Source organism: Nocardioides gansuensis (assembly GCF_003076135.1).
Lineage (GTDB): Bacteria > Actinomycetota > Actinomycetes > Propionibacteriales > Nocardioidaceae > Nocardioides > Nocardioides gansuensis.
This window is the reverse complement of sequence record NZ_QDGZ01000010.1, coordinates 21,048-35,782: the sequence shown is the minus strand read 5'-3', so window position 1 is coordinate 35,782 and position 14,735 is coordinate 21,048. Positions and strand designations below refer to the sequence as shown.

The 14,735-nt window shown below is 71.9% G+C and carries 13 protein-coding genes and 2 tRNA genes; 9 read left to right on the top strand and 6 right to left on the bottom strand.

The genetic code is table 11. The features are described from left to right. Positions 1–57: 57 nt before the first annotated feature. Positions 58–1,008: a pirin family protein gene (locus DDE18_RS19590; protein ID WP_116573960.1), complete on the top strand. Its 951-nt coding sequence runs from the start codon at positions 58–60 to the stop codon at positions 1,006–1,008. A 60-nt stretch (positions 1,009–1,068) separates the two neighbouring features. Here the strand turns inward: DDE18_RS19590 and DDE18_RS19585 are convergent. After that, a tRNA-His gene (locus DDE18_RS19585) sits at positions 1,069–1,144 on the bottom strand. A gap of 46 nt (positions 1,145–1,190) precedes the next feature. Beyond that, positions 1,191–1,853 carry an oligoribonuclease gene (orn, locus tag DDE18_RS19580; RefSeq protein ID WP_116573959.1) on the bottom strand — a complete coding sequence of 221 codons (663 nt, stop codon included), beginning with the start codon at positions 1,851–1,853 and terminating at the stop codon, positions 1,191–1,193. Between the two features lie 63 nt (positions 1,854–1,916). On the opposite strand from orn, the gene DDE18_RS19575 reads away from it, so the two are divergent. Genes DDE18_RS19575 through DDE18_RS19565 form a run of 3 tightly spaced genes read left to right on the top strand, consistent with a single transcriptional unit; the run spans position 1,917 to position 4,163 of the window. Beyond that, a complete protein-coding gene (locus DDE18_RS19575) occupies positions 1,917–2,444 on the top strand; it encodes a MauE/DoxX family redox-associated membrane protein (protein WP_116573958.1) in 528 nt (175 codons plus the stop codon). Further along, positions 2,404–3,141 carry a DsbA family protein gene (locus DDE18_RS23465; RefSeq protein WP_211754653.1) on the top strand — a complete coding sequence of 246 codons (738 nt, stop codon included), beginning with the start codon at positions 2,404–2,406 and terminating at the stop codon, positions 3,139–3,141. Before DDE18_RS19575 ends, DDE18_RS23465 begins: the two co-directional genes overlap by 41 nt. Next, complete coding sequence (locus DDE18_RS19565) at positions 3,138–4,163, top strand: adenosine deaminase (protein WP_211754652.1); 1,026 nt, start codon at positions 3,138–3,140, stop codon at positions 4,161–4,163. Before DDE18_RS23465 ends, DDE18_RS19565 begins: the two co-directional genes overlap by 4 nt. Positions 4,164–4,427: 264 nt before the next feature. Here the strand turns inward: DDE18_RS19565 and DDE18_RS19560 are convergent. The 3 genes from DDE18_RS19560 to DDE18_RS19550 all read right to left on the bottom strand — a co-directional run bounded on the left by DDE18_RS19560 (position 4,428) and on the right by DDE18_RS19550 (position 7,223). After that, positions 4,428–4,504: transfer RNA gene (locus tag DDE18_RS19560), tRNA-Arg, on the bottom strand. 62 nt (positions 4,505–4,566) lie between these two features. Further along, complete coding sequence (locus DDE18_RS19555) at positions 4,567–5,805, bottom strand: methyltransferase domain-containing protein (protein ID WP_245916890.1); 1,239 nt, start codon at positions 5,803–5,805, stop codon at positions 4,567–4,569. Then, the gene (locus DDE18_RS19550) at positions 5,784–7,223 is read right to left on the bottom strand and encodes an aminopeptidase P family protein (RefSeq protein WP_245916889.1); all 1,440 of its coding nucleotides are present in this window, start codon (positions 7,221–7,223) and stop codon (positions 5,784–5,786) included. Before DDE18_RS19550 ends, DDE18_RS19555 begins: the two co-directional genes overlap by 22 nt. A gap of 60 nt (positions 7,224–7,283) precedes the next feature. On the opposite strand from DDE18_RS19550, the gene DDE18_RS19545 reads away from it, so the two are divergent. The 5 genes from DDE18_RS19545 to ettA all read left to right on the top strand — a co-directional run bounded on the left by DDE18_RS19545 (position 7,284) and on the right by ettA (position 14,170). Beyond that, the gene (locus DDE18_RS19545; protein WP_116573955.1) at positions 7,284–8,402 is read left to right on the top strand and encodes a PrsW family intramembrane metalloprotease; all 1,119 of its coding nucleotides are present in this window, start codon (positions 7,284–7,286) and stop codon (positions 8,400–8,402) included. After that, positions 8,399–10,156, top strand: coding sequence for a dynamin family protein (locus tag DDE18_RS19540; RefSeq protein ID WP_245916888.1), 1,758 nt, complete (start codon positions 8,399–8,401; stop codon positions 10,154–10,156). Before DDE18_RS19545 ends, DDE18_RS19540 begins: the two co-directional genes overlap by 4 nt. 46 nt (positions 10,157–10,202) lie before the next feature. After that, positions 10,203–11,858 carry a GTPase family protein gene (locus DDE18_RS19535; protein WP_116573954.1) on the top strand — a complete coding sequence of 552 codons (1,656 nt, stop codon included), beginning with the start codon at positions 10,203–10,205 and terminating at the stop codon, positions 11,856–11,858. 163 nt (positions 11,859–12,021) lie between these two features. Further along, positions 12,022–12,438, top strand: coding sequence for a single-stranded DNA-binding protein (locus DDE18_RS19530; RefSeq protein ID WP_116573953.1), 417 nt, complete (start codon positions 12,022–12,024; stop codon positions 12,436–12,438). A gap of 49 nt (positions 12,439–12,487) precedes the next feature. Next, positions 12,488–14,170 (top strand): energy-dependent translational throttle protein EttA, encoded by a 1,683-nt coding sequence (gene ettA / locus DDE18_RS19525; RefSeq protein ID WP_116573952.1) that lies wholly within the window; start codon positions 12,488–12,490, stop codon positions 14,168–14,170. A 24-nt stretch (positions 14,171–14,194) separates the two neighbouring features. Here the strand turns inward: ettA and DDE18_RS19520 are convergent, their stop codons facing one another. Beyond that, positions 14,195–14,695 (bottom strand): MarR family winged helix-turn-helix transcriptional regulator, encoded by a 501-nt coding sequence (locus tag DDE18_RS19520; protein WP_116573951.1) that lies wholly within the window; start codon positions 14,693–14,695, stop codon positions 14,195–14,197. Positions 14,696–14,735 lie beyond the last annotated feature (40 nt).

Here is a 14,735-nt window from a genome sequence, read left to right as displayed (position 1 = left end):
CACCGTTGGACACGGCAACGGCGCCACTCCGACGCCATCGCTCCGTGGAGGTGCACGATGCCCGCGATCACCGTCGACGACTTGACCGTCCTCAACCGCCTGAGGCGCCCCGGGCTGGGTGACCAGCCGCGGCCGGTGTGGCAGGTCACCACCGCCCCGCACGGCTACGAGGGCGAGGGCTTCCCGGTCCGCCGGGCCTTCGCCGGCATCGACATGGCCCGTCTCGACCCGTTCATCATGATGGACCAGATGGGAGAGGTGGAATACGCGCCGGGCGAGCCGAAGGGCACCCCGTGGCACCCGCACCGCGGCTTCGAGACCGTCACCTACATGATCGACGGCGTCTTCGACCACCAGGACAGCCACGGCGGCGGCGGCTCCATCACGGACGGCGACACCCAGTGGATGACGGCCGGCTCCGGCCTGCTGCACATCGAGGCGCCGCCGGAGTGGCTGGTCCAGAAGGGCGGCCTCTTCCACGGCATCCAGCTGTGGGTGAACCTGCCCCGCGCGGCGAAGACCACGGCTCCTGCCTACCAGGACATCCGATCCGGCCAGGTCGGCCTCGTCACGACGTACGACGGGAACGCGCTCGTCCGGGTCATCGCGGGCGAGGTGGACGGCACCGTCGGGCCGGGGTCCACGCACACGCCCATGTCGCTTGTGCACGCCACGATCGAGCCCGGTGCGCAGCTCGAGCTGCCGTGGACTCCTGCGTACAACGCGCTGGTCTACGTGCTGAGCGGTTCGGGGACGGTCGGCATCGAGGGCCGCCTGATCCGGTCCGGCCAGACGGCCGTGATGGGAGCCGGTGACTTCCTCACGGTCACCGCCGACGCCAGCCAGGAGAGCCGCTCGCCCAGGCTCGACGTCGTGGTGCTCGGTGGCCAGCCGATCAGGGAGTCGATCGCCTGGGCCGGCCCGTTCGTGATGAACACCAAGGACGAGGTGCTGCAGGCCTACCAGGACTTCCAGCGCGGCCACTTCGGCCACATCCCCGCCGGCTGAGCCGCCCGCTCACAACGACGACGAAGGCCCCCTCCTGCCACAGGAGGGGGCCTTCGGCCTTGGGGTGAGTAACGGGACTTGAACCCGCGACATCCGCGACCACAACGCGGCGCTCTACCAGCTGAGCTATACCCACCATGCCCTCGCGACGAGGCGCGAGGCCGAGGAAGAGTGTAGGGCAATCAGCCGGAAGTTCCGGAATCGGGGGCGGCCGGCTCCGGGGCCGCCTCCGACGTGGTGCGCCCGGTGAGCGCGCCGGCGTGGCGGGCCGCGATCTCCCGGGCCGTCGTCGAGTCCGGCCCGGGCGGCGGGACGAAGACGGCCTCGCGGTAGTAGCGCAGCTCCTCGATGCTCTCCTGGATGTCGGCCAGGGCGCGGTGGTTGCCGCGCTTGGCCGGCGCGGCGAAGTAGGCGCGGGGGAACCAGCGGCGCGAGAGCTCCTTGATCGAGGAGACGTCGACGTTGCGGTAGTGCAGGATGCCCTCGAGCGTCGGCATGTCCCGGGCGAGGAACGCGCGGTCGGTCGCCACCGTGTTGCCGGCGAGCGGCGGCCGGCTGCCCTCGGGGCAGTGCTCGCGGACGTATGCGAGCACCCGCTCCTCGGCCTCGGCCATCGTCGTACCGCCGTCGAGCTCGGCCAGCAGGCCCGAGGTCTCGTGCATGCTGCGCACGAACTCCACCATCTGGTCGAGCGCCTCGGCCGGGGGCTTGATGATGACGTCGACGCCGTCGCCGAGGACGTTGAGGTCGAAGTCGGTGACCAGCGCGGCCACCTCGATGAGTGCGTCGGCGCCGAGATCGAGCCCGGTCATCTCGCAGTCGATCCAGACGAGTCGTTCGTTCACGACCAGTCAGCCTACCCACGCCTCTCAGCATCGGTTCAGGGCGAGCCCCTAGGGTCGGTCCACGTGACGTCGAAGTCGGTGAGCCAGGGCATCGGCCTGATCGCCAGGCTGGTCACTGGCGGAGTGTGGATCCTCGCGGGCGCCCTCAAGCTGCCGCGACCCGACGAGAGCGTCCGGGCCGTCCGGGCCTACGACCTGCTGCCCGAGGCGATCGTGCCGACGGTGGGCCACCTCTTGCCGGTGCTCGAGGTCGTCGTCGGCGTCTGCCTCGTGCTGGGGCTGCTGACGCGCTTGATGGGTGCGGTGTCGGCTCTGCTCTTCGTCGCCTTCATCGTCGGCATCGCGGCGGCGTGGGCGAGGGGGATGGAGATCGAGTGCGGCTGCTTCGGCGGCGGCGGTCGGCTCGACGGCGCGTCGGAGAAGTATCCCGGCGAGATCGCCCGCGACGTCGGGCTGCTGGCACTCTCGCTGTGGCTGGTCGTCCGGCCGCGCACGCGGTGGGCGCTCGACTCACTGCTGTTTGTGACCACTGATGAGGAGAAGGACGCAGATGTCCAAGAAGGCAAGGACCGCCGCGCAGTCCAGGGCTGATCGCGCTGCCGCTGCGGTGGTCGAGCAGGAGGCGGCCGAGCGCCGCCGGCGGCTGCTCACGATCGGCGGCGTGCTCGTCGTCATCGTCGCCGTCGTCGCGGGCGGCTTCTGGCTGCAGAGCTCGCGGGACACCACGGGCCAGCCGGCCACCCCGCCGGGCGAGTCGTCGGAGCACGGCCTGGTGCTCGGCGACGCGTCCGCCCCGCACACCGTGGTGATCTACGAGGACTTCCTGTGCCCCTTCTGCGGGGACCTCGAGCGGGCCGCCGACGAGGGCCTGACCGCGGCTGTCGAAGAGGGGCGGGCGCGGGTGGAGTACCGCCCCGTCGTGTTCCTCGAGCGCTTCGGCTCCTACTCCCTCGAGGCCGCCAACGCCTTCGGCGCGGTCCTCGACACGTCCGGGCCGGAGGTGGCCAAGGAGTTCCACGACCGGCTGTTCGAGGAGCAGCCGGCCGAGTCCGGCCCGTTCCCGGAGACGTCCTGGTTCACCGAGTTGGCCGTCGAGGCGGGCGCCGACGAGGCCGAGGTCGCCCCGCTCATCGAGGACGGCGCCTTCGTGCAGTGGGCGGAGAACGCCACCGAGGCCGCGTCCCAGTCAGGCGTCGTCGGCACCCCGACCGTGCTGCTCGACGACGAGCCCGTCGAGGGTGCGACGATCGACGAGATGGTCGACAACCTGATGGCGGGCCTCGAGTGAGCCTCGACGCCTTCATCGCGGGCCTGCCCAAGGCCGAGCTCCACGTCCACCACGTCGGGTCCGCGTCGCCGCGGATCGTCCAGGAGCTCGCCGCGCGCCACCCGGCCGCCGGCGTCCCCACCGACGCCGAGGAGCTGAGGCGGTTCTTCGAGTTCCGCGACTTCGCACACTTCGTCGAGGTCTACCTCGCCGTCGTCGACCTGATCAGGACCCCGGAGGACGTGCGGGTGCTGACCTACGAGGTCGCCCGCGAGATGGCCGAGGGACAGCGACTCCGCTACGCCGAGCTCACCTGCACGCCGTACACGTCCGTGCTCCGGGGCATCGCGATCGAGGCCTACACCGAGGCGATCGAGGACGCACGGGTCGCCGCCGAGCGCGACTTCGGGCTGGTGCTGCGCTGGATCTACGACATCCCGGGCGAGAGCGGCATCCCCGCGGCCGACGCCACGCTGTCCTACGCGATCGACCACGGCACCGACGCGCTCGTCGGCTTCGGCCTCGGCGGGCCGGAGATCGGCGTGCCCCGGCCGCAGTTCCAGCCGCACTTCGACAAGGCCCGCGCTGCAGGGCTGCGCTCGGTGCCGCACGCCGGCGAGACGACCGGCCCGCAGACCGTCTGGGACGCCGTGCGCCTGCTCGGTGCGGAGCGGATCGGCCACGGCTGCTCGGCGGCACAGGACCCGCAGCTGCTCGCGTACCTCGCCTCCCACGGGATCGCGCTCGAGGTCTGCCCGACGTCCAACATCGCCACCCGGGCGGTGGCCACCCTCGACGAGCACCCGCTGCGCACCTTTGTGGAGGCCGGCGTGCCCGTGGCGATCGGCTCCGACGACCCGCCGATGTTCTCCACGACGCTCAACCAGGAGTACGCCGTCGCGGCCGGCCTGCTGGGCCTCGACACAGACGGGGTGGCGGAGCTGTCGCGGGCCTCGGTGCGCGCCTCGTTCGCCCCCGACGCCGTGAAGGCGCGGCTAATGGCGGAGATCGACGCCTACGCAGGGGCCACTCTTCCCGGCTGATGGAGCCGTGCCGCGGCGTGTCGTGCGCGACACGCCGCGGCCCGCCCGTCTTGCCGGAATCTTGTGGTCCCCGGTCTTGCCCACGCTCGCGGCCGGGCGTACACATGAAGGTGTCAGAAGGGCTTCGGCCCGGAAGACCTGATTCCGGGGACTGCGGTCCTCGGATCAGAGGAGGCCCAGTGACTCATACTCACTGGGCCTTCGCCTTGCATCCTCACCGGCCGCATGGCCGTGGGCGCGGAGGCGCGCCGAGGCAGTGCAGGTTGGCGCCCCCGGCAGGACTCGAACCTGCGACCATCGGATTAGAAGTCCGGCGCTCTATCCAGCTGAGCTACGAGGGCAACGGCGCCATTGTTCCCGATGTGTCGAGAAGCCCGGGCCTCGGCCCTCGGCGCGGTGCGGCTCAGCGCGAGAGGAGCACGATCACCTCGTAGTGGGTGGTGTGGGGGAACATGTCGAGCACCCGGGCCTCCACCGGCCGCAGTGACGGCATCCGCGCCAGGTCGCGGGCGAGGGACTCGGCGTTGCAGGACGAGTAGACGACGTGCTGCACGCCTTCGGACTCGAGCCACTCGGCGAGCTCGGGCCCGATCCCGCGCCGGGGCGGGTTGACCACGACCAGGTGCGGGGCCTCGGGCTGGGCGAGTGCCCACTGCGTCGCGTCTGCCGCGACGAAGGCGGTCTCGACTTCGCTCGACCGGCCGGACTCGCTCGACCGGCCGGACTCGCTCGACCGGCCGGACTCGCTCGACCGGCCGGACTCGCTCGACCGGCCGGACTCGCTCGACCGGCCGGGGGTGAGGTCGACCCCTGTCACCGAGCGGCCGGGCCCGGCGAGGGCACGCGCGAAGCCTCCGATGCCGCAGTAGAGGTCCCAGATCCGGAAGTGGTCGACTGGAGACGTCCCGGACCGTGCTGGAGCGCTCCGGTCGACCATGTCCGTGGCCCACTCCCGCGCCTGCGCGTAGAGCGCCTCCGCCACCGCCGTGTTGGTCTGGAAGAACGCCCTCGGCGGCAGCTCGAGCTCGATCCCGGCCAGACGCATCGGCAGCGTCGACTCCGGCGTCAGCACGATCTCGCGCTCACCCTCCAGCACGGCCTTGTGGTCGGGCTGGACATTGAGGCTGACCACCCGCAGCGCGGGAAGCTCGGCCATCAGCCACGGCAGGTGCTTGCGCACGCGGGCCTCGGTGGCGGTCGACCGCATCACCAGTCTCAGCATCAGCTCGCCGTCGGGCGACTCGGTGAGGAGCACGTGCTTGAGCTCCCCGCGGCGCTGCGCCACGTCGTACGGCGTGAGGTCGGCGCGGGCGATGAAGTCACCGACGACGTCGAGGGCCGCGGTCAGGCCGGGGGAGTGGAGGCCGCAGTCCCGCAGGTCGATGCCGGCGTACGACGCGTCGAGGATGCCGAGGGTCGGCGACCCGGCCGTGCCGCCGACCGCCATCTTGGCCTTGTTGCGGAAGCCCGCGCCGTCCCCGGCGAACGTCGGCAGCCAGACGGGTGAGTCGACGAGCCGGCGCGCGTGCGCCTCCTTGTCGGAGAGCTGGCGCTCCCGGGGCAGCTCGAGCAGCGTGCACGAGCGGCACCGGAACGCGTCGTAGTGGTGGCAGTCGAGGGTCAGCGCAGGGATCCCATCCACTCCTCGACCTCGGCCGAGGTGCGGGGGAGGGCGGCGGAGAGGTTCCGCGAGCCGTCGGCGGTGACGAGGATGTCGTCCTCGATGCGGATGCCGATGCCGCGCAGCTCCTCAGGCACCAGGAGGTCGTCCTCCTGGAAGTAGAGGCCCGGCTCGACCGTGAGCACCATCCCCTCGGCGAGGTCGCCCTTGGGGTAGACGTCGACCGACGCGCGGCCGCAGTCGTGGACGTCCATGCCGAGCATGTGCGAGGTGCCGTGCAGGGTCCAGCGGGCGTAGACCTTCGACTCCGGGTCGAGCGCCTCGGTCGCCGGGACCGGCAGGAGGCCGAGGTCCTCGAGGCCGTGGGCGAGCACCTCCATCGCGGCGTTGTGGGCGGCGAGGAAGGGGGCACCGGGCCGGACGGCGTCGATGCCTGCCTGCTGCGCGGTGTAGACCAGGTCGTAGAGGTCGCGCTGCAGCGGTGTGAACTTGCCGTCGACGGGCAGCGTGCGGGTCACGTCGGCGGTGTAGAGGTTGCGGCCCTCCACGCCCATGTCGAGCAGCACGAGGGTGCCCGGGGTGATGGGGCCGGTGTTGTCGATCCAGTGCAGCGTCGTGGCGTGGCTGCCGCCGCCGACGATGGAGTCGTAGCCGATGTCGTTGCCCATCGCCCGGGCCCGGCGGAAGAACGTGCCCTCGATCCAGCGCTCGCCGAACTCCAGCACCCGGTCCCACTCGCGCACCGAGTCCTCGAAGCCGAGCGTGGTGATGTCGCACGCCTCCTGCAGCTCGCCGATCTCCCACTCGTCCTTGACCAGGCGCATCTCGGAGGCGAAGCGCGCCAGCTCGGCGTCGCGCTCGTCGTCGGCGGCGACCAGGCCGTCGACCTGCGTGGAGACGCCGCGGTGCACCCGGGTCTTGCCGGACCCGGCCAGGCGGTCGCCGAGCTCGTCGATGTGGCGCACCTCGAGCCCGAGCGAGTCGGAGATCTCCTTGAGCGACGGGCGGCGCCCGGCCCACAGCTCGCCGTACTGCCGGTCGCGGAAGAACTCGTCGGTGTCGCGGTTCGACCGCGGCCTGGCGTAGAGCACCTGGCTGTCGTCCTCGACGACGAGCACGGCGTCGCTCGTCTGGTTGCCGCTGAAGTAGGCGTGCGCGGTGTCGGCACGGAAGCGGTAGTCGGTGTCGTTCGCCCGGGCCTTGAACGTGCCCGCCGGCAGCACCAAGCGCTCGCCCGGGAAGGCCTCCGCGAGCCTGGCGCGCCGCGCCTCGGCGTACGACGCCACGGGGTGGCGTGGGAGGTCGAGCTCTCGGTCGCCCCAGCCCGTGCGCATGAAGGCCGCATAGGCCTCCGGGACGGCGGGATCGTGCGATTCGGTCTTGAGCGCCGGGGTCTCCGGCGTGGTCTCTTCGGTGACGTCAGGGGTGGTGTCGCTCACGCGGCCACTGTACGCCGGACGATGGGGGCCCGGCCCTGTGTGCGGGCTAGGCTGCGCCTCATGTCAGGACGCCGCCGCGACAGCGTGGCCTTCACAGCCGTCGTGACCCTTCTGGTGCTGCTCGGAGCGCTGGTCATGTCGGTCGTGATCGCCTTCTCGGGTGCCCCAGGGTCGCTCGTGCTCGCGACCCTGCTCGCGGCCCTCCCGGTCGGTCCGCTGGTCGGCTGCTTCATGTGGCTCGACCGCTACGAGCCGGAGCCGCGCTCGCTGCTGGTCGCCGGCCTGGCGTGGGGCGCCTTCGTGGCGACTGCCGCCGCGCTGGTCTTCCAGGGGATCGGGGTCGGCGGCGGGGTGACCGGCGAGCAGAGCCTGGCGGTCGTCGCGCCGGTCACCGAGGAGCTCACCAAGGGCCTCTTCCTGGTGCTGCTGCTGTGGTGGCGCCGCCACGAGCTCGACGGCATCCTCGACGGCATCGTGTACGCCGGCATGGTCGGCATCGGGTTCGCCTTCACCGAGAACATCCTCTACCTGGCGGCGGCCTACAACGGCACTGACGGCCTGGGCCCGGGTGGCACCGAGGCGCTGACGTCGGTGTTCGTGCTCCGCTGCCTCGTCAGCCCGTTCGCGCACCCGCTGTTCACGGCCTTCATCGGCATCGGGGTGGGCCTGGCGGTGACGTCGCGCAGCCGGATCGTGCGGCTGGTCGCGCCGCTCGCCGGGTATGCCCTCGCGGTGCTCACCCACGCGCTGTGGAACGGGTCGACCCTCGGTGGCATCGACCACTTCGTCGCGGTCTACGGCACCCTCATGCTGCCGGCGCTCGTGGCCATCATCGTCTTCGCCCTCTACCGCCGGCGCTCGGAGCGTGGCCTGATGACGGCGGCCCTGGACGACGCCGCCCGCCGCGGCCTCCTGCCGGCGACCGACATCCCCTGGCTCGTCGACCTCCGGGCGCGCCGCCACGCGCGCACCTATGCGCGCCAGACCGGCGGAAGGCAGGCAGAGCGGGCGATGCGGGAGTACCAGGCGGCCGCCATCGAGCTGGCCTACCTCCACCACCGCTACCTGCGCGGCACCGCACCCGTCGACTTCGCCGAGCGGGGCCGTGAACACGTGGCCCGCCTCGGCGCCGTACGCCCCTACATCTCCTTCCCCGGACAGGTGGTGCCCACCCGATGAGCGACCAGCCCCAGTCGATGAAGCCCGAGACCGCGGAGGGCACCCAGATGGTGACCGCCATGGTGCGGCTGCGCGGCGCGCTCCAGGAGGTCCGGCTGCCCCTGGAGATGCCCGGCATCGAGCAGGAGCGGTCGTCCCAGCGCGAGATGGTCGACCAGCTCGAGGACTACGTGATCCCGCGCCTGATGACGATCGACGCGCCGCTGCTCGCGGTCGTCGGCGGCTCGACGGGCGCGGGCAAGTCGACGCTGGTCAACTCACTCGTGGGGCACAAGGTCACCCAGCCCGGCGTGCTCCGGCCCACCACCCGCTCACCTGTCCTGGTGCACAACCCCGCCGACGCGAGGTGGTTCGGCCACGACCGCCTGCTGCCCGAGCTCGAGCGGGTCAACCGCCAGACCGACGACCCCGACGCGCTGCAGCTGGTGCCCACCGACGCGGTGCCAATCGGGCTCGCGATCCTGGACGCTCCCGACATCGACTCGGTCGTGGCGGCCAACCGCACGCTGGCGGCCCAGCTGCTGGCGGCCGCAGACCTGTGGCTCTTCGTCACCAGTGCCGCGCGCTACGCCGACCAGGTGCCCTGGGACTTCCTCCGCCAGGCGGCCGAGCGCTCCGCCGCCGTGGCGATCGTCCTGGACCGCACACCGCCCGACGCGGTCGAGACAGTCTCGACCCACCTCGCGCGCATGCTGGCCAGCCGCGGGCTCAAGGACTCGCCGCTCTTCGTCGTGCACGAGGGCCCCGTCTCCGAGGAAGGGCTCCTCGAGGCCGAAGCGGTCGCCGAGATCCGGTCGTGGCTCGACGCCCTGGCCGAGGACGCCGACGCGCGCTCCGCGGTCGTGCGACAGACCCTGGACGGCGCGATCCGCACCCTGGCCCGGCGCACGCACGCTGTCGCCGACGCCGCGACCGAGCAGGTCGACGCGGTACGCCGGCTCCGCGAGGACGCCAACGCGGCGTACGACCAGGCCGTCAAGGCCGTCTCGGAGGCCTCAGCCGACGGCACCCTGCTGCGTGGCGAGGTGCTGGCGCGGTGGCAGGAGTTCGTCGGCACGGGCGAGCTGCTCAAGTCGCTCGAGACCCGGGTCGGCTGGCTGCGCGACCGTCTCGTCAACGTGGTCAAGGGCAAGCCCCAGCAGGCCGAGCGGGTCACCGTCGCGGTCGAGTCGGGCCTCGAGACTCTGATCCTCGAGCACGCCGAGGCCGCCGCCGAGCGCGCTGAGGCATCGTGGCGCTCCTTCGCGCCCGGCCACGCGCTGCTCGCCGACGCCGGCGAGGACCTCGGCCGCGCCTCGCGCGACTTCCGGCGCCGTGCGGAGCGGGCCGTGCGCGACTGGCAGTCCGACGTGCTCGAGATGGTGCGCACCGAGGGTGCGGACAAGCGCACGACCGCGCGCTTCCTCGCCTTCGGCGTCAACGGGCTCTCGGTGGCACTCATGGTCGTCGTCTTCGCGCACACCGCAGGCGTCACGGGTGCCGAGGCCGGGATCGCCGGCGGCTCGGCCGTGATCGGACAGAAGCTGCTCGAGGCGGTCTTCGGCGACCAGGCCGTGCGCACGCTGGCCGAGCGCGCCCGGCGCGACCTGGAGCTCAAGGTCGCCGACCTGCTCGACGCCGAGCGTCGTCGCTACCTCGACCTGCTCGACAGCCTCCAGGTTTCGCCCGAGGTGCCGGACAAGCTCCGCGCGGCCTCGCGTCGCATCGACGACCTGCGGTTCGCGGCGAAGCCCCGGGAGGGCATGCAAGCGTGACCCATAGTCTTGTTCACACCATGTCCTGCTGCGGTCGAGGGAGACCATGACGTCCTTGCTCGAGGGTGCGAAGAAGCTCGTCGCCCGGAGTTCCGACATCGGCGCCCGCGTCAGCGGGCTGGAGCAGGCGATCGAGGCGGCCCGTGGCCGTGTCGACGACGCCGTGCTCGACGACGCCCGCGAGGTCGTCGACCGCGCAGCCGGCCGGCTGCGCCTCTCGGCCGACCACACGGTCGTCGCGATCGCCGGTGCCACCGGGTCGGGCAAGTCCTCGACCTTCAACGCGCTCACCGATCTCGAGCTGTCCGCCGTTGGCGTACGCCGCCCCACGACGTCGTGGGCCACCGCCTGCGTCTGGGGTCATGAGGGCGCCGAGGAGCTGCTGTCCTGGCTCGGCATCCCGCCGCGCCACCAGGTGACCCGCGACTCCATGCTCTCGACCGGCCACGAGGACTCCTCCCTGCAGGGCGTCGTCCTCCTCGACCTTCCCGACCACGATTCCACCGAGGTGTCGCACCACCTCGAGGTGGACCGTCTCGTCGCGCTGGCCGACATGCTGGTGTGGGTCCTGGACCCGCAGAAGTACGCCGACGCCGCCATCCACGACCGCTACCTCGCGCCCCTGGCGACCCACAAGGACGTCATGCTCGTCGTGCTCAACCACATCGACACCGTCGCCGAGGACCGGCGCGCGGGGATGCTCGCCGACGTACGCCGTCTCCTCGACGCCGACGGCCTCCAGGGCGTCCCGGTGATCGCGGTGAGCGCCAAGCACGGCTGGGGCATCCCCGAGCTCAAGTCCACGATCGCCAAGAAGGTCGCGGAGAAGAAGGCCACCCGGGCCCGGCTCGCCGCCGACGTGCGCGCCGCGGCCGAGCGGATCGAGGCGGTGTCCGGCACCGCGCGCCCGCGCTCGCTTGCCAAGGAGCGCGTGGCCGCCCTCAACGACGCCTTCGCCGATGCCGCGGGCGTGCCCACGGTCGTGCGGGCGGTCGAGGTCTCCACCCGCACCCGCGCCAACCGGGCGACCGGCTGGCCGGTGACCGCCTGGTTCTCCAGGCTGAAGCCCGACCCGCTCAAGCGGCTCCACCTCGACCTCGGCAGCGCCGGCAAGGAGCTCACCGGCAGGGCGCGCACCTCGGTGCCCAGGGCGACCGGCGTCCAGCTGGCCCGGGTCGACACCGAGGTGCGCCAGCTGGCCGACCAGGTCTCCGACGGGATGGCGCCCGCCTGGACGACGGCGGTGCGCCGCGCCTCCGTGTCGCGGCTGCCCGACCTGGGCGACCGGCTCGACCGGGCTCTCGCCGCGACCGACCTGGGCGCAGCGCGCCTCCCGTGGTGGGCCGGCCTGGTCCGCGTGCTCCAGTGGGTGCTGATCCTGACCGCACTGGCGGGCGCGGTGTGGCTGGGCGCGCTCTTCGGCGCGGCTTACCTCCAGCTCGACGACATCCCGACTCCCGACCTCTACGGCTTCCCGCTGCCGACGGTGATGCTGGTCGGGGGAGTGGGGCTGGGAGTCGTCCTGGCCCTGGTCTGCCGGGTGCTCGTCGGCCTCACCGCGAAGTCCCGGGCCCGCGCGGCCGACAGACGGCTCCGCGATGCGATCTCCGAGGTCTCCGAGGACCTCGTGGTCGCGCCGATCCGGGCCGAGCTGGCGTCTTACTCCCAGGTGCGCGAAGGGCTCCAGACCGCCCTGAAGTGACGTGGAGTACGCCGCGGAGCGGGCCAGTTGTCGTGCACAGCCCCCGCTCGCGGCGGGCTCTCCACAGGCGTGCGCCCGAGCGGTCCCCCGGCGTCGGTGCGGATGCCGAGCCTTGGTCGCGACGGGCGGACCCGCCGCCCGACGGACTCGAGGAGCCTCGACGATGAACGACACCTACATCACCTTCACCGGCTGGGTCGGCACCGCGCCGGAGCTGCGCGAGCTGCCCGGCGGCCAGCAGGTGGCGTCCTTCCGGGTGGCCAGCACGCCGCGACGGCTGCGCGACGGCCAGTGGGAGGACGGCCCCACCACGTGGCACCAGGTGAAGGCGTGGCGTCGCCTCGCGGGCCACGTCGCCGAGAGCCTGCGCACCGGTGACCCGGTGCTCGTGCACGGTCGGCTGGTCGCCGACGTGTGGAAGAAGCCCGACGGATCGCTGAGCACCCAGCTGGTCGTGGTGGCCAGCTCGGTCGGCCACGACCTCAACCACGGCACGTCGGCCTTCACCAAGCCGCGCCGCGAGGTGGAGGCGGTGCCCTCGCCCGAGCAGGTGGGCGCATCGGGCGAGGAGGCTGCCTGAGGGTCAGCCGGTTGTCGGCCGGGGCGCCGGGCCCCGTAGGCTCGGCGCCATGGCTGAGTACGTCTTCACGCTGCGCAACGTGCGCAAGGCCCACGGTGACAAGGTCGTCCTCGACCACGTCACCCTCTCGTTCCTCCACGGTGCCAAGATCGGAGTCGTCGGCCCCAACGGCACGGGCAAGTCCTCGCTGCTGAAGATCATGGCGGGGCTCGACCGGCCCAACAACGGCGACGCGATCATCGACCCCGGCGCGACGGTCGGCATGCTCCAGCAGGAGCCGCCGCTGTCCGAGGGCAAGACGGTGCTGGAGAACGTCGAGGAGGCGGTCGGCGAGATCAAGGCCAAGCTCGACCGCTACAACGAGGTCTCCGAGCAGATGGCGGACCCCGACGCCGACTTCGACAAGCTGCTCGCCGAGATGGGCGACCTGCAGACCGACCTCGACCACGCGGGTGCGTGGGACCTCGACAGCCGGCTCGACCAGGCGATGGACGCCCTGCGCTGCCCGCCGCCGGACGTGCTCGTCGACAACCTCTCAGGTGGTGAGCGTCGCCGGGTGGCGCTGTGCAAGCTGTTGCTGCAGCAGCCCGACCTGCTGCTGCTCGACGAGCCCACCAACCACCTCGACGCCGAGTCGGTCCAGTGGCTCGAGGGCCACCTCGCGTCCTACCCCGGCGCCGTCCTGGCCGTCACCCACGACCGCTACTTCCTCGACAACGTCGCCCAGTGGATCCTCGAGCTCGACCGGGGCAAGGCCCACCCCTACGAGGGCAACTACTCGACCTACCTCGAGACCAAGAAGGACCGGCTCAAGATCGAGGGACAGAAGGACGCCAAGCGCGCCCGGATGCTGGAGAAGGAGCTGGAGTGGGTCCGCTCCAACCCCAAGGCGCGGCAGGCCAAGAGCAAGGCACGTCTCGCGCGCTACGAGGAGCTGGCGGCCGAGGCCGACCGGATGCGCAAGATCGACACCTCGGAGATCAACATCCCCGCCGGCCCGCGTCTCGGTGACGTGGTGCTCGAGGCCAAGGGCCTGGCCAAGGGCTTCGAGGGCCGCACGCTCATGCACGACCTGTCGTTCTCGCTGCCCCGCGCGGGCATCGTCGGCGTCATCGGCCCCAACGGCGTCGGCAAGACGACCCTGTTCCGGATGATCACCGACCAGGAGCAGCCGGACGCCGGTGAGCTCAACGTCGGTCAGACCGTGAAGATCTCCTACGTCGACCAGAGCCGCGGCGGCATCGACCCCAACAAGAACGTCTGGGAGGTCGTCTCCGACGGGCTCGACCACATCAAGGTCGCCAACTTCGAGATGAACAGCCGTGCGTACGTTGCGTCGTTCGGCTTCAAGGGCCCCGACCAGCAGAAGAAGGCGGGGGTCCTGTCGGGCGGCGAGCGCAACCGGCTCAACCTCGCGCTGACCCTGAAGATGGGCGGCAACCTGCTGCTCCTCGACGAGCCCACCAACGACCTCGACGTCGAGACCCTGTCGTCACTGGAGGACGCGCTGCTCGACTTCCCCGGCTGCGCCGTGGTCACCTCGCACGACCGGTGGTTCCTCGACCGCGTCGCCACCCACATCCTGGCGTGGGAGGGCGACGAGGAGGACCCGGCCAACTGGTTCTGGTTCGAGGGCAACTTCGCCGCCTACGAGGAGAACAAGGTCGAGCGCCTCGGCGTGGAGGCGGCGCGCCCGCACCGCGTGACGCACCGCCGCCTCACCCGCGACTGAGCATGACCCGGGGCCGGGGTCTGCTCAGCGGATCTCGGCCTCCGGGTGGCCCGGCACCAGCTGGTCAGCCACCGCGTTCATGACCCGGCCCAGCGCCGCGAAGTCCTCCGGTGACGCGAGGTCGACGAGGTGCCGGCGTACGCCCTCGACGTGGACGGGGGCCGCCTTCACCAGGAGGGCGTAGCCCGCGTCGGTGAGGGAGGCGACCACTCCGCGGCCGTCGTCGGGCGTCTGCGTGCGTACGAGGTGGCCGGCGCGCTCCATGCGGTCGACCGTGTGGGTCACGCGGCTGCGGGAGTGGGCCAGCGCGTCGGCGAGCTGGGCCATCCGCAGGGAGCGGTTGGGGCGCTCGGAGAGGCGGACCAGGATCTCGTACTCCGTCAGGGAGATGCCGAAGCTCTCGCGGAGCTCGTCGTCCAGCCGGTCCATGAGCAGGGTCATCCCCATGAGCAGCGCGCGCCACGAGCGCTGCTGGTCCTGGTCGAGCCACCTCGGCTCGTGGGGCACGGGGCGGATCTCCTGCATGGGTGGGAGCCTACTCGGCGAGTTTCCGGTGGCGGGCGAG